Genomic DNA, 15,620 nt, shown 5'->3' on the forward strand with positions numbered 1-15,620 from the left:
GCTTCCCTTTGGACGCCATCAGGCGGGGCTGATATTCTGACACTACACGACGTCAGGGTATAGGGGAGTCAGGGTTGGCGAAACAGGCAGTTTCCAGAAAGACCTGGTCCCTGGTCGCCCGTATGCGTCTGGGCCTGTTGGTGCTCTTCATCCCCGTGCTGATGCTGGGCGCCATCTATTACCTGCACATGGAGCGCAGCCTGCAGAAGGAGCTGCAACAGCGCCTGCTCGCCACCAACCACCAGTTGCGCCACGTCTTCATCGAGCCCTATCTGCACGAGATGGAGCGCCAGTTCACCCTCATCTACGACCAGATGAAGGTGGAGGACATCAGCGGTCCCCACCTGAAGAACACCGAGACCTATCTGAAGGAGTGGCGGCTCTACAAGGGCGTCATGGCCGACCTGGTCTACATCTATGTCGGCACCGCCGAGCGTCAGATGCTGATCTACCCCGAGTGGCAGGCGGATGCCAACTTCGATCCCAGAGTGCGTCCCTGGTATCAGCTGGCTAGCCAGCACGTGGGCAAAATAGTCTGGACCGAGCCCTATTACGACTACACCAACGGCAATCTGGTGATCGCCCTGGCGCGCGCCCTGACCGACAAGGAGGGCAAGGTACGCGGGGTCCTCGCGGTCGATGCCATCCTGGCCCCCTTCTCGGCCCAGTTGAACCGGCAGGGGAGCCGCGGCTACCAGATGATCGTCAATCAGTCCGGCAAGGTGCTGGCCCATCCCGACCCGTCCCACCTGCTCAAGTCCATGACCCACCCGGATTGGCTCTCCCGCTTCAGCCAGGAGGATGGGCTCTTCCTGGATCAGAGCTCGCAGCAGTTTGTGGCCTACAGCCGGCTGCCGGAGCGCAACTGGGTGCTGATCAGCGTGTTGCCTGCCTCCAGCATCCAGGCGGTGGTGAAGAGTGCCTTGCTCAACGTGCTGGGGGTCATCGTGCTGGCCAGCGTGCTCTATGTGGTGCTGGCGCTGTTCTGGTCCCGCTATTTCAGGCGCATGCTGGACGAGATCTCCACCATGATCCGCGCCAGCAGGACAAGGCCCGAGGAGGCTCCCCACGGGGGGATGCGCGAGCTAAGACACGTCTATGCCGAGCTGGCCGAGGTGAGCAAGGATTACCACGAGGCGCGCCAGCAGGCGAATCTGGACAAGCTGACCGGCCTCTACAACCGCCGTTTCTTCGACGAGCGCCTGAACCGGCTACTGCTGGAACAACACGTCTTCTGCCTGGCCATGATCGATCTCGATGACTTCAAGGGGGTCAACGACACCTATGGTCACCAGACCGGGGATGTGGTGCTCAAGCGGGTAGCGAGTTTTGGTACCCGGCTGCTGGGGGACCATGGCTGGGTCTGCCGCTATGGCGGCGAGGAGCTGGTGGTGCTGTTTGCCAACCCGGACGTGCACTTCTGCCAGATGCTGCTGGAGCAGTTTCGTAAGGGGGTGGCGGCACTGGACTGGCGCGAACCCGGGCTCGGGATCACCTTCAGCGGTGGCCTGGTGGCGAGTGCCCCCGGTCTCGATGCCAAGGCGCTGCTCGCCAGCGTCGATGCCGAGGTCTACCGCGCCAAGCGGGATGGCAAGAACCGCATCTATGTCGGGGCAAGCATTCCGGCAGGCCAGGAGGGTTCGCCCCCGGATGACAGGGGGTTGCGCAAGGAAGAGGCCTGAGGGCCTCTTCTGCATTCCGGGCTCAGGCTTCTGTCGACCAGTGGAGCAGGGGCCAGCCGAGCTCCGAGGCACACTGGCGCAGGGCGGGGGCCGGGTTGACCGCATGGGGGTGAGACACCGCCCGCAGCAGGGGCAGATCGTTGTGGGAGTCGCTGTAGCCGAAACTCTCCTGCCAGGGGTTGGCCAGGTCCGCAAACAGCTGGTTGACGCGAGCCACCTTGCCCTCCCGGAAGCTCAGGGTGCCGCGGGTCTGGCCGGTCAGCCGCCCCTCTTCCTCGTCCAGCAGGATGGCGACGCAGTGATCCATTCCCAACATCCGGGCCATGGGGGACACCAGATGTTCCCCCGAGGCGGAGATGAGCACCAGGGTGTGTCCCTGCTCCCTGTGCCACTCGATGCGCGCCAGCCCCTCGGGGTAGAGCCGATCGCGCAGCACCTGCTCGGCGAAGTGGTGGCAGAGCGAGTCGAGCCACTGGCGTGTCTTGCCCGCCAGGGGCTGCAGGGTGAAGGCCATGTACTGGTGCATGTCCATCTTGCCCTGATGGTAGAGGGACATCATGGCCTGCTCCTCTGCCACCATGTCCACCGGGGCCAGCCCCTGGGCCACCATGTACTCCAGCCAGAGGCTGGCGGAATCTCCCGCTATCAGGGTCTCGTCCAGATCAAACAGTGCCAGCGTCATGGGGGCTCCTTGCGGTGATGGCCTGCCTCGGCATGCCGGTCGAAAAAAGAATGGGATTCATGGCGTTATGCTACCTCACAGAGTTGATCCCGGGCCACCGCCAGGGTCACGGCAGTGCCCACCGGCAGCAGATCCCGGGCCGAGCGGTTGAGGCAGTCCACCGTGAGCATCCCCGCCTCGCAGGTCACCTGGTAGCGGATGACGTTGCCGAGCAACTGCTGGTGGGCGATGACGCCGGGCAGGCAGGGATCCTCGCACCGGGTGCCGGCCGGCAGCAGGGCGATGGACTCGGGCCGCAGGGCCAGCTTGTGGCGAGAACGGGGGCCGAACAGGGACTTGCCCTGCTCGGCGCTCAGCAGGTTGTAGTGGCCGATAAAGCCCGCCACGAAGGCATCGGCGGGGCGGGTGTAGATCTCCTCCGGTGTGCCGCTCTGGACGATGGATCCCTTGTTCATCAGGAAGATCCGGTCCGACAGGGTGAGCGCCTCCTCCTGATCGTGGGTGACGAAGATGGTGGTGAGCTCGAGGCGCTGCTGGATCCCGCGGATCTGCTGGCGCAGGCTGCGGCGGATGCGGGCATCCAGCGCCGAGAGCGGCTCGTCCAGCAGCAGGATCCGTGGTTGTACCACCAGGGCCCGGGCCAGGGCCACCCGCTGGCGCTGGCCACCGGAGAGCTCGGCCGGATAGCGGCGCTCGAAGCCGGTCAGCTCCACCAGCGCCAGCGCCTCCTGCACGCTGGCCGCCAGATCCCGCCCCGGCTGGGGCTTCATCTTGAGGCCGAAGGCGACGTTGTCCCGCACCGTCATGTTGGGAAACAACGCATAGCTCTGGAACACCATGCCGATGCCCCGCTTCTGGGGTGCCTGCCAGGTGATCTCCTCACCGGCCACCCGCACCTGACCGCCATCCACCGGGGTGAGCCCGGCCAGCGCCCGCAGCAGGGTAGACTTGCCGCAGCCGGAGGGGCCGAGCAGGGTCACCAGCTCCCCCTTGCGGATGCCGAATTCGATCCCCTCGAACACCTTGGTGTCACCGTAGGATTTGTGCAGTTGATTCACTTCTAGATGGAACATCTTGATTCACCGATGAAATCTGTTCGCCGCCCAGGTGAGCAGCAGGGTCAGCAGGAAGTAGCTCATCACCAGTGCGCTGGTGAAGTGGCCCGAGGTCGAACGCATGTTGTAGAGGTAGACCTGCAGGGTCTCGTAACGGGTGCCCACCAGCATGTTGGCGAACACGAACTCCCCGAGCAGGAAGGAGAGCGACAAAAACAGCGCCGCCAGCAGCCCCTTGCGCAGGCAGGGGATCACCACCAGCAGGAAGGCGCGGCCGCTGCTGGCGCCGAGCAGGTGGGCGGCATCCATCAGATCTTTCAGCGGCACCCCCTGCAGGCTGTTGGCCAGCGCCCGGTACATGAAGGGGAGCACCACGGTGAACCAGGTACCGATCAGGATCCACGGCGTGCCGATAATGGGCAGGACGCCATCGGCGTAGATCTGCAGCAGCCCCACCGAGGAGACCACAGGCGGCACCGCGAAGGGGAGCAGGATCAAGAGGTTCATCCAGGGATCCAGCTTTGGGAAGTAGTAGGCCACCACCAGCACGGTGGGCACCAGCACCAGGGTCCCCAGCAGCAGGGTGGCGAAGCAGACCAGGAGGCTTCGGCCAAACGCCGCGAGAAAGCGCGGGTCGCCCCAGAGCTGGAGATACCAGTCGAGGGTAAAGCCGTCAGGCAGCAGGGTGGCCCCCCAGCGGGTGGAGATGGAGTAGAGAAAGGTGGCCAGCAGCGGCAACAGCAGGGTGGCCACCAGGGCCCCCAGCACCCAGCGCGGCCAGCCAGGTTTCAACTCATGCATGGGATTGCCCCTTGTTCACGTAGCTCTTTTTCAGCAGCCACTGGTTGGCGGCTGTCACCACTCCCAGCAGCACCATCAGGATCACCGCCAGCGCCGCCGCCATGTTGGGCTCGAGGAAGATGTCGCCGGAGACCAGGCTCGCCACCCGGATGGTCACCAGGTTGAAGTTGCCGGTGGTGAGGGCATAGGCGGAGGCATAGGCCCCCACCGCGTTGGCGAACAGGATGATCAGGGTGCCGAGCAGGGCGGGGGTGAGCACCGGCAGCGCCACGTGCCACACATACTGCCCCTTGCTCGCCCCCAGCAACGCGGCTGCCTGGGGCCACTCATCCTGCAGCGCATCGAACGCCGGGTAGAGCAGCAGCAGGGCGAGCGGGATCTGGAAGTAGGTGTAGATGAGGATGAGACCGGTGCCGGAGTAGAGGTTGAAGCCGTCGATGAGGCCCGAGGATTTGAGCAGCAGGGTCACGGCGCCATTGATGCCGAGAATGATGATGAAGGCGAAGGCGAGCGGCACCCCGCTGAAGTTGCCGGTCATGGTGACAAAGGCCAGCAGCAGCCGTTTCACCCGTTCGCCGCTGTGGCGCAGCGCGGCCGCCCCGAGGGTGCCGATGGCAAGCCCCGCCAGGCTGGCGATACCGGCGATGCGCAAGGAGTTGCCGAACGATTGCAGGTAGAAGGGGGAGCTAAAAATCTCCCGGTAATGGTCGAGGCCCCAGCCATCCGGGGTCTGAAAACTGCCCACCAGCACCCACACCATGGGGGCGAGCTGGAACAGGATCATCAGGAGAACGAACGGCAGCAGCACCAGGGCGGGCAGCCAGTGACGGCGAGCCCGGCGCCGGGTGACGGCCGGTTGATCCGCGAGGATCTCGGTGGTGGCGGGCATCATCAGTGTACCTCCGGCAGGTTGCCGGCCTTGAGCAGCGGCGGGCCGCCCGGCTTGTCGTGGGAAACTCCCAGCAGGTCGGCCATCAGGGCGCAGAGCTGGGTCTGCTGCATGGCGGGACCGGCCGGCCACTGGGCCACGAACGCATCGCCAAACAGCCAGAGCGGCACCCGGCGCTCCTCGGTCAGGGTGCCGCCGTGGCTAAGGTCGTTGTTCATGCCGTGATCCGAGGTGATCACCACCTGATAACCCTGTGCCAGCCACTGGGGCAGCAGGTCGGCCAGCAGGCTATCCATGCGGCGCGCCTGATTGCGGTACTGGCGGGAGTCGAGGCCGAACCTGTGGCCCGCGTCATCCACCCCCATCGGGTGGATCAGGAGAAAATCGGGGTCGTACTGGCTGCGCAGCCACTCGCCATCCATCAGCAGGTGGCTGTCGGGGTAGCCGTCATCCCAGTAGAAGCAGCCGTGCTGGATGGGCAGTCGCTCGTCATGGGTGAAGCGATCGCGGGCCGCTTGCCAGGGGCTCTGGTTGTAGAGCTCGCTCACCCAGTGATAGGCCGCCGCCGCGGTGCGTTTGCCGCCCGCCCGGGCCAGATGGAAGATGGACTCCTGCCGACTGAGACGGCTCACCCCGTTGTGGGTGATGCCGCTCTCCACCGGCGTCGTTCCGGTCAGGATGCACTCGTAGAGGGGCCGGGAGAGGGAGGGCAGGGCGCAGCTCAGGGTGGCCTGCAATCCCTGTCCCGCCTCCACCATGCCCGCGAGGTAGCCCATGCAATGGGCTACCTCGGCAGAGAGGCCATCCACAAGTACCACTATCACCTTGTGTTGCACTGGCCGCTCCTTACTGCATGTTGATCATGACGGTTTCCTGCCACTGGCGCGGCAGGGCCTTGGAGCTCTGCTCCCAGGCGGCGTGATCCTGCACCGGCTTGGCATTGGCGTACTGCTCGGCCGGCAGCAGCTTGGCCTTGACGTCATCCGGCAGGGTCACGTTGCTGCGGATGGGGCGGGCGTAGCCGCGCGCCAGGTTGATCTGGCCGGCGTCGGAGAGGATGTATTCCCGCGCCAGCTTGGCGGCGTTGGGGTTTTTGGCCCACTTGTTGATGATGGTGGTGTAGCCGGCGATGACGGAACCGTCGCTCGGGATCACCACATCAAATTTCTTGGGGTCGATCTGGTCGCGGTAGTTCAGCGCGTTGAAGTCCCACAGTACCCCCACTTCCACCTCGCCCTTCTCGATGTTGGCGATGGTGGGGTCGTTCAGCGACAGACGGCCCTGCTGGGCTAGCTTGCCGAACAGCTCCAGCGCGGGCTTGAGGTTCTTCTCGCTGCCGCCGGTGGCATAGGCCGCCGCCAGCACGCCGTTGTTGGCCTGGGAGGCGACACCCACGTCACCCAGGGTCACCTTGTAGTCGCCGCCCAGCAGGGATTGCCAGCTGGTGGGGGCAGCCTTGACCAGATCCTTGTTGATCAGGAAGGCGATGGTGCCGGTATAGGCCAGCATCCAGTGACCGTCCGCGTCCTTGGCCCAGTTCGGAATGTCGGCCCAGGTGGAGGGCTTGTAGGGCTGGGTGACGCCCTGCTGGACCGCGACCGGGCCGAAGGCGCCGCCCACGTCACCGATGTCGGCGGTGGCGTTGCCCTTCTCGGCGGCGAACTTGGCGATCTCCTGAGCCGAGCTCATGTCGGTATCCTGGTGCTTGATGCCGTAGATGCTGCCGAGCTGCTGCCAGGTATCCTTCCAGTTGGCCCAGCTATCGGGCATGCCGACGCTGCTGAGCTGGCCTTCGCCGCGAGCGGCCTTCTCCAGATCCGCGATATTTTCGGCTGCAAAAAGTGGTTGGCTGATGGCCACCAGGGCCAGTGCACTTGCGATCACGCTTCTCATCATCCCATCCCTCTGGACTAGGTCAGTTAAGGTTCGAGAGGGATGCTAGAGCGCGAATATGACGGTGACGGGGCGCTTTGATGGCAATTTGATGACAATCGCCCTGTCACGTCCCTGTCATCCGGCCGGAGTACAACTCGGGGCCAAGGGGCACTGGTCTACTCCAGCCGTGCCACCACGGAACAGACGACAGGGACAAGCGCGTGACAGAGCCGGAATTGAACGAACCGGGCATGGCCGACGGCCGTGGCCCCTCCAAGTGCGAGCGGATCTGCCGGATCCTGCGGCGCTACATCGGCAGCGGCCAGTTGGCGGCCGGGCAGCAGCTGCCCGCCGAGCGGGCCCTGAGCGAGCGCTTCGCCACCACCCGCATCACCATCAAGGAGGCGCTCTCGAGCCTGGAGGCGGACGGCCTTATCTACCGGGCCGAGCGGCGCGGCTGGTTCGTGGCGCCTCCTCGCCTCACCTACGATCCCGCCATCCACACCCACTTTCACCAGTGGATCGGCGAGCAGCAGCGCGTCGCCGAGACCCGGGTGCTGGCCCACGGAGGTCAGCTTGCCAGCAGTGACCTGTGTCATCGCATGGGGCTGGCCCCCTTCACCCCGCTCTATGAGATCCGCCGCCTGCGCCTTATCGATGGCCGTCCCGTCCTGCACGTCAGCCACCACCTGTTGGCCAGCCGCTTCCCCGACATTGCGAATGCCCCCCTGGCCAGTTCCCTCACCGAGCTCTATCGGGAGCGCTATGGCATAGGCCAGGGCAGCTCGAGTCTGGAGATCACCCCCTCGGCGGCCCGGGGAGAAATAGCCCGCGCCCTCAATCTGGCACAGGGAAGTGCCGTGCTGCGGCTGGTGCGGATCAACTACGACGAACGGGGAGGGCTGGTGGATTGCGACATCGAGCACTGGCGTCCGGATGCCATCCGCATTCATCTCGATACCCGCGCTTTGCCGACCGCCTTCGAGAAACCATCGCAGAGCCTGGTTGTGGATGAACGGTGAGTGGGTGAACGGGGCGGGCAGCGCGGGGATTCAGCAGGTCCTGGGGATCGCCTGAACTGGCGGGCAATCCGGGGGGAAAGAGGCGCGGATCCCGCAGGATCCGCCGGGATCAGTTGTCGATATTGGGGATCAGATCGTCGAAGCTCTGGTAGCCGCAGTCTGCCAGCTGCAGGGACATGGTGTAGGTCTTGCTCCCTTCCCGCTGGCCGATGGCGGGGCGGTTGAGCTTGAGCTCCTGATGCCAGTACTCCTTCATGCGATCGATGAGGGCCATGGCCTCGGTTTCGTCCAGGTGGAGCTGGCACAGCGCCATGTAGTTGTTGGGCCTGTGCATGTTCTCCACCAGATAGTCCCCCAGCACCGACATCGCCTGGCGCGCTTGCTGGCGGGCGAAGCGGCTGTGCTGCTCGAAGCTGATCCGCTCGCTGATGAGGAAGTGGTAGCTGTTGTCGATGCCGAGCTGCAGGATGCCGAGCTTCTCCAGTTTGCGCAGGTAGATATAGCAGGAGGCATCGGTCAGGCCGTACTCCCGCTTGAGATCGATCAGGGTCTTGTCGCGCCAGAAGATGTTGGCGAGGAAGGCATAGAGCCCCGGCTCCTTGTGAAACGCCTCGTCCTGCTCCTGGGTGAAGACGGCGCGCCGGCTCTGGGCGTCCTGGGTGCGATCCAGCAGCTCCTCGAACGAGAGTCCCACCAGGTGACAGATCTCCAGCAGGGTGTCGAACGGCAGGGAGGGCTTGTTCATCATCCGCTTCACGGTGGCGATGGACACACCCATGGCCTCCGCCAGGGTCTGATAGCGGATCCCCTTGTCGGTCAGGGTCTTCTTCAGGGTGTCGAGAATGTGGTTGGCCAGGGTCTGGCTGTAGGTCATGCAACTATTCCTTTATCTGCATTTTTAGTCGTGTCAGAAAATGCGTTGTTTGTCGGTATCGGGCTCAATTTTTGATACCTAGAAAAACCAGAGGAGAATAACCCGGTGATGATGGCTGAAATGGCCTGACCAGTTATGGTGCAAGGTGGCAGAAAGTGACACCTGGTGGTGCATATCCTTCAACCTTTCAACATTTTGCTGGTGATGCATATTACAAAGCACATAATTCAACACGAATCGGATTCAATACCTTCCTGGTTGAGAAAACGATTGTTTGCTTCCAATTTAAGGGTTTTTTAACCGAAAGGTTTTATTCTTTCCTGGCATTGAGCGGAACTCGCAAGAGGTCCGCTTTTTTTCTTTTCCTAGAATCTGAGCCCGTCGTCAAGACAAGGGCTCAGTTTCGGTACTTCCTGCGCCACCGTCCCCACGCGACAGCCATTTATTCCCCCTTGCAGGGAAACAGCTTGGGGATCTCCCGTACCAGCCAGCTCTTGGCCTTGCCCATGGTGTCGCGCCGCCAGGCCAGCGCGACCTGGATCTGGTGGCGATACTCGGGGCTGATCACCTTGAGTCGTCCCGCCTCGATGTCTTCTTCAATCCAGCTCAGCGGCATGGTGCCGACCCCGATCCCCGCCAGCAGGGCATCGCGCTTCTCCCCCATGGTGCTGACGGTCAGGCGCGGCTGCTTGTCGAGCAGGCGATAGGTGAGCACCGGCTTGCGCAGCGCCGTGTCGGCCACCGCGATGGCCCGGTAGCGGCGCAGGGTCTCGTCCGCCAGGGGCTCGGGCTCCTGGTGCAGGGGGTGATCCGGGTGGGCGACATAGAGCATCACCTCCTCCTGCAGCACCTGATGCTTGACGCCTGTCATCATGATGTCGGGGTTGAGGGAGGAGATGAGCAGATCGGCCCGGCCATCTTCCAGACACTCCCAGCTGCCCGCCAGCACCTCGGCCCGCAGCCGCAGCCGGGTATCGGTCAGCTCGGCCAGCCGCTCCACCAGCGGGTAGAGCGCCTGCAGCGGGACCAGGGCATCGACGGCGATGGTGATGTCGGTCTCCCAGCCCCGGGAGAGGGCCCGGGTCTCGCCCACCAGATGTTCGGCCGCCTCCAGCAGTACCCGGCCCCGCTCCAGCAGCATGCGGCCCGCCGGGGTGAACTTGGTCCTGTGGCCGCTGCGGTCGAACAGCATGGCGTCCAGCTCGTCTTCCAGCTTCTGCACCGTGTAGCTCAGTGCCGAGGGCACCTTGCCCAGCTCGTCGGCCGCCGCCGCGAAGCTGCCCCGGCGATCGATGGCATCCAGCACCCGGATCGCCTCCAGGGTCAGCGCCCGCTCCTTGTTTGATTCCTTGGCCATATCAAACCTTCAATTTTTTTGAATATGTTTACCAGATTATCTCGCTAACAACTTAGGGGAAGTCACTTTAATATTCAATCAACGCTTAGGCAGGAAGGCCAAGCGACCAAATAAAAGGTAGTTCCGGGCTGAGACATCCCCAAACACGATGTCTGATGTCAGCAAAAGAACAACATAGTATTTGAATGATCTCTTGCATGGATGCATTGATTCTGGCCCGCAGGGCCTTGGCAATGACATAAAAACCAAGAGAGTGAATGAACATGAAAAACGTAATCAAGATGCTGGCCGTTGCAGGCCTGATGACCGCAGGTGTAGCCCAGGCTTCCTTACCGGCCGACTTCAGCGCCGCGCCGGGCGTGCTGTTCGTCAACTGGAACGCCGCCGCTGCGATGGACGGCAAGGCCAACCCCATGCTGGAGGTGCGCGACGAGTCCGGTGATCTGCTGGCTTCTGTCCATGCCAACCTGATGGGCACCCAGCAGGTGAAGATCCCGAGCCGCACCCAGGGCAACCTGACCGTGAGCCTGGGCAACGAAAGCAGCAGCTACCGCATCCCCTTCGGCCTGGGTGACGGTCGCCAGCGTTAATGAACCACTTTGGTCAGTGAGGAGAACACCATGATGAAACTGAGAGCCGCAGAAGCACGGGGCAAGGCCAACTTCGGCTGGCTGGACGCCCGTCACAGCTTCTCCTTCGGTCACTACTATGACCCGGAGTGGATGGGACACTCTGCCCTGCGGGTCATCAATCAGGATCTGGTGGCGCCGGGTGGCGGATTCGCGACCCATCCTCACGCCAACATGGAGATCCTCACCTGCGTGCTGAGCGGCACCATAGAGCACAGGGACAGCCTCGGCCATGCCGAGCAGATCCCGGCGGGGGATTTCCAGCTGATGAGCGCAGGGTCCGGCATCCGGCACAGCGAGTACAACCCCTCGCAGACCGAGCCGCTCTCCCTGTTGCAGATCTGGATCGAGCCGAATGAACACGGCACCACACCCGGATATCAACAGAAGAAGATTGAGACCAGACCCGGTATGACGCTGGTGGCGTCACCGGATGGCGAGGAAGGATCCTTCAGGATCCGCCAGCAGGCTCGCGTCTGGCGCTTGCAGCTCCCCGAGGGGGAATCCCTCGAATGGGCATTGCAAGGACGTCATGGTTACCTGCATATGATTTCAGGGGAGCTGACTGGCAACGGTCTGGCTGCCCGACCCGGCGACGGGCTGCTCAGCCGCGACGAGCCGACCTGGGTGCTCACGGCCTCCAGGGGGAGTGAAGCCCTGCTGTTTGATCTGCCTTGATAGATAATTCTTGGCAAAATTAATGAGTTAACAATTAGCTCTTACACTGTAAATACCATGATGGTAAGCAAAGGAATCGAACGATGGACAAGATGAAAGATGTGGCACTGCTGGTGGGTCGCGTACTGCTGGCACTGATGTTTGTGGTGGCGGGCTGGGGCAAGATCGGCGGTTACGCCGGCACCCAGGGCTATATGGAAGCCATGGGCGTGCCCGGTTTCATCCTGCCGCTGGTGATCCTGCTGGAGCTGGGTGGTGGCCTCGCCATCATGCTGGGCCTGTTTACCCGCAACCTCTCCGTGCTGATGGCCGGTTTCACCCTGATGGCGGCCTTCATCTTCCACTATCAGCCGGCCGAACAGATGCAGATGCTGATGTTCATGAAGAACGTCTCCGTGGCCGGTGGTTTCCTGGCCCTGGCGGCAGCTGGTGCCGGCGCCTTCAGCCTGGATGCCCGCCTCGGCAAGAACTGGTAAACCCCGCAGTTTCAAGTTTTCCAACGCCTTTTGGCCGGTGCAACAGCACCGGCTTTTTTATGCCCGCCACCTGCGCCTCCTTGCCCTTCGTGATGACGACGTGATCGGCGGCAACAAGTGCCTTTTGCATCTTCCCCCCCGATCCCCGACAATCCCGATTCTTGTTGAAGTGGCGGGAATCCCTGGAATTTTCCCGCGCTCACCCCTTTGCATCGGCGGGAGTTGCTCATGTTCACCCTCTACCACTCCAATCAGCTGGATCTGCTCAAAGAGCTGCTGGTGAGCCGCATCCGGCAGGCGCCCCTCTCTCACCCCTTCGAACGGGAACAGATCCTGGTGCAGAGTCCCGGCATGGCCCAGTGGCTCAAGCTGGAGCTGGCCAGGGCCTTCGGCATCGCCGCCAATATCGACTTTCCCCTGCCCGCGAGCTTTATCTGGGAGATGTTCACCCGGGTGCTGGCGGACGTGCCACGCCAGAGCCCCTACAACAAGGGGTCCATGAGCTGGCAGCTGATGACCATCTTGCCCGCCCTGCTCGACCGTCCCGCTTTTGCACCGCTGGCTGCCTATCTGGGGAGTGGGGATGACGCGGAGTCATTGCAGGATCCCGAGCAGGTACGCCTCTGGCAGCTCTGCCAGAAGGTGGCGGATCTGTTCGACCAGTATCTGGTTTACCGGCCGGACTGGATCGCTCGCTGGGAACAGGGAGAGGGATTGAGCCAGGAGCTGGCCGGGGTGAGCGGTCAGGATTGGCAGCCGGAGCTGTGGCGTGAGCTGGTGGCCCGCACTCTGGCGCTCGCTCCCAGCGGCTACCACCGCGCCAACCTCTACGAGGAGTTTATCCACGAGCTGGAGCGCACCCCGGATCTGCCGGGCAAACTGCCCCAACGGGTCTTCGTGTTCGGCATCTCGGCGCTGCCACCGCGCTACGTGGAGGCGCTGCTGGCCCTCGGCAGCCGGGATGAGGTGGAGGTGCATCTCTTCGTCACCAACCCCTGCCGCTACTACTGGGGGGACTTGCTCGATCGCAAGACCCTGGCGCGCCTCGAAAACAAGCTCAAACCCGGCACCGATCTCGACACCCTGCAGGGCCCCGCCAACCCGCTGCTTGCCTCCATGGGCAAGCTGGGGCGCGACTACCTGCACCAGCTGATGGAGCTGGAGGTGCCGCAAATTGAGGCCTTCGTCGATATTGACGATCAGGATGAACAGGGCCAGGCCAGGTTGCTGCGCGCCATCCAGAAGGATGTGCTGGAGCTGGCCGAGCGAGGGGCAGGCACATTCGAGCTGGATAGCAGTCAGCACAAGAGCCCGATCGACGCGAGCGATGGATCCCTGCAGATCCATGCCTGCCACGGCCCGATGCGCGAGCTTGAGGTGCTGCACGACCGGCTGCTGGCGCTGTTCGAGCAGGATCCCTCCCTCACCCCGAAAGACGTGGTGGTGATGATGCCGGATGTGAACAGCTACGGCCCCTATATCCAGGCGGTGTTTGGCGCGCGGGGCCAGATCCCCTTCGCGGTGTCCGATCGGGCGGCGAGCCAGGAGAGCCCGCTGCTGCAGAGCTTCCTCGCCCTGCTCAGACTCCCCAACGCCCGGCTGGGGGCCGGCGAGCTGCTCGCCATCCTCGAAGTGCCCGCCGTGCTGCGCCGCTTCGAGCTCGATGACGACGAATTCAACCAGCTGCGGCGCTGGGTGCAGGAAACCGGCATCCGCTGGGGGCTGGATGACGGCTACCCGGAGCGCTTCGATCTGCCGCGCCTCTCTGGCAACAGCTGGCTGTTCGGCCTGCGCCGCATGCTGCTCGGCTTTGCCATGGGGGATGGCGAACCGGTGGCCGGCATTTTGCCCTACGCCGATATCGAGGGGCAGCAGGGGCTGGCCCTCGGCAAGCTCGCCTGGTTCGTCGACTCCCTGGCGGAATTTTTGCCCCGTCTGCAACAGGCGCAGCCGCTGCCCGAGTGGATCGCCTGCCTCAACGAACTGCTGGAGCGCTTCTATCTGGCCGACGAGGATGAAGAGCGCCAGCTGCAGCTTATTCGCAGCCAGCTGGCGGAGTGGCTCGCCCAGCTCGGCGAAGCCCGCTTCGAGCAGGCCATCAGCGCGGATCTGTTGCAGGATTACCTCGGCAGCGTGCTGGGGGAGTCCCGCTCCAGCCAGCGCTTCCTCGCCGGTCAGGTCAACTTCTGCACCCTGATGCCGATGCGCTCCATCCCCTTCCGGCAGGTCTGCCTGCTCGGCATGAACGACGGCGTCTACCCGCGCACCCTGCCGCCCATGGGGTTCGACCTGATGGCGGTGGCCGGCCGGCGCGGGGATCGCTCCCGTCGCGATGACGACCGCTACCTCTTCCTCGAGGCGCTCCTGAGCGCCCAGCAGGGGCTCTATATCAGCTATCAGGGTTTCAGCGCCCAGGACAACAGCGAGAAGGTGCCCTCCGTGCTGCTGGCCGAGCTTATCGACTATGTGCGTCAGGGCTTCGTGCTGGCGGGGGATGAGGCGCTCGACGACGAGACGTCAGGCAAGCGGCTGCTCGAACACCTGATCGTCGAACACCCGCTCACCCCCTACAGCCGCAGCTACTTCTATCCAGAGGCGGATTCCGGCCTCTTCACCTATGCCGCCGACTGGCTGCCGGCCCTGAGCCCGCAGCGCGGGGCCGCCAACTTCCAGAGCGGCGAGCTGCCGCTGCCCCCCGAATGGGGGAAAGAGCAGGGGCTGGAGCTGGCGGAGCTGCTGCGCTTCTATCGCCAGCCCGCCAAGTATTTCCTCAACCGCCGCCTCAAGGTGTGGTTCGAGCTGGACGAAGCCGAGATCGAGGACAGCGAGCCGTTCGAGCTGGACGGCCTGCAGCACTACCAGCTCAAGGCGCTGCTGCTCGATGCCCATCTGGCAGAGGGGGAGAGCCCGGAGCGAAGCGATAGCGTGAGCACGCGTCGCCAGCGCCTGCAGCTCTCCGGCCTGCTGCCCCAGGGCTGGTTCGGCAGCCTGCTGCTGGACGATCTGGATGCCGAGATGGGCAAGCTGGCGGCGCGCCTGCGCCCCTGGGTGGCGGCCAATGAGGCGGACAAACAGGCGGTGGAGATCGATATCTCCCTGACCCAGGGCCAGCTGCAGGGGTGGATCGACACCCAGCAGGGGCGCTTGCTGGTGATCAAACCCGGCAGCTTCAACGGCAAGGATCTGCTGCTGGGCTGGATCCAGCACCTCTGCCTCTCCTTGAGCGACGCCCCCGGCGACACCCTGCTGTTCGACGCCAAGCAGAGTCTGCGACTGCCCAGGCTCCCTGCCGACGAAGCCCGCCCCAGACTGGCGGCCCTGGTCGCCCTCTGGACCCAGGGGATGAAGCGGCCGCTGCCGTTTTTCCCCAGCACCGCCTGGGAGTGGATCAAGGAGATCGAGAAGGATCCGGAGAAACCGGAGGCGGCCGACAAGGCGGCCCTCGCCCGTTTCAACGGCGGCTACATGGTGACGGGGGAGGGGCAGGACGTCTATGTCGCCCGCTGCTTCCCGGAACTCGATGACGAGGTGCTGGCCCAGCTGCAGGCGCTGGCCCGGGAACACCTGACCCCGCTGCTGACCACCATGGAGATGATGTAA

At 63.8% G+C, this 15,620-nt stretch carries 14 protein-coding genes; 6 read left to right on the plus strand and 8 right to left on the minus strand.

The window, feature by feature from the left end; translation table 11 throughout:
• Nucleotides 1-74 precede the first annotated feature (74 nt).
• Nucleotides 75-1,682 (plus strand): sensor domain-containing diguanylate cyclase, encoded by a 1,608-nt coding sequence (locus tag I6L45_RS07965; RefSeq protein WP_216983896.1) that lies wholly within the window; start codon nucleotides 75-77, stop codon nucleotides 1,680-1,682.
• Between the two features lie 22 nt (nucleotides 1,683-1,704).
• Here I6L45_RS07965 and I6L45_RS07970 read toward each other — a convergent pair whose 3' ends face one another.
• The 6 genes from I6L45_RS07970 to I6L45_RS07995 form a co-directional block, all read right to left on the minus strand.
• Nucleotides 1,705-2,364 (minus strand): HAD family phosphatase, encoded by a 660-nt coding sequence (locus I6L45_RS07970; protein ID WP_216983897.1) that lies wholly within the window; start codon nucleotides 2,362-2,364, stop codon nucleotides 1,705-1,707.
• A gap of 65 nt (nucleotides 2,365-2,429) precedes the next feature.
• Nucleotides 2,430-3,437 (minus strand): ABC transporter ATP-binding protein, encoded by a 1,008-nt coding sequence (locus tag I6L45_RS07975; protein WP_216983898.1) that lies wholly within the window; start codon nucleotides 3,435-3,437, stop codon nucleotides 2,430-2,432.
• A 6-nt stretch (nucleotides 3,438-3,443) separates the two neighbouring features.
• Nucleotides 3,444-4,220: an ABC transporter permease gene (locus I6L45_RS07980; RefSeq protein ID WP_216983899.1), complete on the minus strand. Its 777-nt coding sequence runs from the start codon at nucleotides 4,218-4,220 to the stop codon at nucleotides 3,444-3,446.
• Nucleotides 4,213-5,112, minus strand: a complete 900-nt coding sequence (locus I6L45_RS07985; protein ID WP_216983900.1) for an ABC transporter permease subunit — start codon at nucleotides 5,110-5,112, stop codon at nucleotides 4,213-4,215. The genes I6L45_RS07980 and I6L45_RS07985 overlap by 8 nt, the downstream gene beginning before the upstream one ends.
• Nucleotides 5,112-5,945 (minus strand): alkaline phosphatase family protein, encoded by an 834-nt coding sequence (locus tag I6L45_RS07990; protein WP_216983901.1) that lies wholly within the window; start codon nucleotides 5,943-5,945, stop codon nucleotides 5,112-5,114. The genes I6L45_RS07985 and I6L45_RS07990 overlap by 1 nt, the downstream gene beginning before the upstream one ends.
• A gap of 10 nt (nucleotides 5,946-5,955) precedes the next feature.
• A complete protein-coding gene (locus I6L45_RS07995) occupies nucleotides 5,956-7,002 on the minus strand; it encodes an ABC transporter substrate-binding protein (protein ID WP_210549736.1) in 1,047 nt (348 codons plus the stop codon).
• Nucleotides 7,003-7,235: 233 nt separating this feature from the next.
• Here I6L45_RS07995 and I6L45_RS08000 point away from each other — a divergent pair, with 233 nt between their 5' ends.
• The gene (locus tag I6L45_RS08000) at nucleotides 7,236-8,006 is read left to right on the plus strand and encodes a UTRA domain-containing protein (protein ID WP_216984190.1); all 771 of its coding nucleotides are present in this window, start codon (nucleotides 7,236-7,238) and stop codon (nucleotides 8,004-8,006) included.
• Nucleotides 8,007-8,115: 109 nt separating this feature from the next.
• Here I6L45_RS08000 and I6L45_RS08005 read toward each other — a convergent pair whose 3' ends face one another.
• Together I6L45_RS08005 and I6L45_RS08010 are read right to left on the minus strand one after the other, a co-directional pair.
• Nucleotides 8,116-8,880, minus strand: coding sequence for a helix-turn-helix transcriptional regulator (locus tag I6L45_RS08005; protein WP_216983902.1), 765 nt, complete (start codon nucleotides 8,878-8,880; stop codon nucleotides 8,116-8,118).
• Nucleotides 8,881-9,322: 442 nt separating this feature from the next.
• A complete protein-coding gene (locus I6L45_RS08010) occupies nucleotides 9,323-10,237 on the minus strand; it encodes a LysR family transcriptional regulator (RefSeq protein ID WP_043762570.1) in 915 nt (304 codons plus the stop codon).
• 257 nt (nucleotides 10,238-10,494) lie between these two features.
• Between I6L45_RS08010 and I6L45_RS08015 the strand changes: the two genes are divergently transcribed.
• The 4 genes from I6L45_RS08015 to recC all read left to right on the plus strand — a co-directional run bounded on the left by I6L45_RS08015 (nucleotide 10,495) and on the right by recC (nucleotide 15,620).
• A complete protein-coding gene (locus I6L45_RS08015) occupies nucleotides 10,495-10,827 on the plus strand; it encodes a hypothetical protein (RefSeq protein ID WP_216983903.1) in 333 nt (110 codons plus the stop codon).
• Nucleotides 10,828-10,857: 30 nt separating this feature from the next.
• The gene (locus I6L45_RS08020) at nucleotides 10,858-11,544 is read left to right on the plus strand and encodes a pirin family protein (protein ID WP_216983904.1); all 687 of its coding nucleotides are present in this window, start codon (nucleotides 10,858-10,860) and stop codon (nucleotides 11,542-11,544) included.
• Between the two features lie 83 nt (nucleotides 11,545-11,627).
• Nucleotides 11,628-12,020: a DoxX family protein gene (locus I6L45_RS08025; protein WP_216983905.1), complete on the plus strand. Its 393-nt coding sequence runs from the start codon at nucleotides 11,628-11,630 to the stop codon at nucleotides 12,018-12,020.
• Between the two features lie 228 nt (nucleotides 12,021-12,248).
• Nucleotides 12,249-15,620 (plus strand): exodeoxyribonuclease V subunit gamma, encoded by a 3,372-nt coding sequence (recC, locus tag I6L45_RS08030; protein ID WP_216983906.1) that lies wholly within the window; start codon nucleotides 12,249-12,251, stop codon nucleotides 15,618-15,620.

It is taken from the genome of Aeromonas sp. FDAARGOS 1415, assembly GCF_019048365.1.
Classification (GTDB): domain Bacteria; phylum Pseudomonadota; class Gammaproteobacteria; order Enterobacterales; family Aeromonadaceae; genus Aeromonas; species Aeromonas taiwanensis.

Coding starts and splice junctions, on each gene's coding strand:
- recC (WP_216983906.1), top strand. CDS start 12,249: ATGTTCACCCTCTACCACTCCAATCAGCTGGATCTGCTCAAAGAGCTG.
- I6L45_RS07980 (WP_216983899.1), bottom strand. CDS start 4,220: ATGCATGAGTTGAAACCTGGCTGGCCGCGCTGGGTGCTGGGGGCCCTG.
- I6L45_RS08010 (WP_043762570.1), bottom strand. CDS start 10,237: ATGGCCAAGGAATCAAACAAGGAGCGGGCGCTGACCCTGGAGGCGATC.
- I6L45_RS08025 (WP_216983905.1), top strand. CDS start 11,628: ATGGACAAGATGAAAGATGTGGCACTGCTGGTGGGTCGCGTACTGCTG.
- I6L45_RS08000 (WP_216984190.1), top strand. CDS start 7,236: ATGGCCGACGGCCGTGGCCCCTCCAAGTGCGAGCGGATCTGCCGGATC.
- I6L45_RS08015 (WP_216983903.1), top strand. CDS start 10,495: ATGAACATGAAAAACGTAATCAAGATGCTGGCCGTTGCAGGCCTGATG.
- I6L45_RS07985 (WP_216983900.1), bottom strand. CDS start 5,112: ATGATGCCCGCCACCACCGAGATCCTCGCGGATCAACCGGCCGTCACC.
- I6L45_RS07975 (WP_216983898.1), bottom strand. CDS start 3,437: ATGTTCCATCTAGAAGTGAATCAACTGCACAAATCCTACGGTGACACC.
- I6L45_RS08005 (WP_216983902.1), bottom strand. CDS start 8,880: ATGACCTACAGCCAGACCCTGGCCAACCACATTCTCGACACCCTGAAG.
- I6L45_RS07995 (WP_210549736.1), bottom strand. CDS start 7,002: ATGAGAAGCGTGATCGCAAGTGCACTGGCCCTGGTGGCCATCAGCCAA.
- I6L45_RS07970 (WP_216983897.1), bottom strand. CDS start 2,364: ATGACGCTGGCACTGTTTGATCTGGACGAGACCCTGATAGCGGGAGAT.
- I6L45_RS08020 (WP_216983904.1), top strand. CDS start 10,858: ATGATGAAACTGAGAGCCGCAGAAGCACGGGGCAAGGCCAACTTCGGC.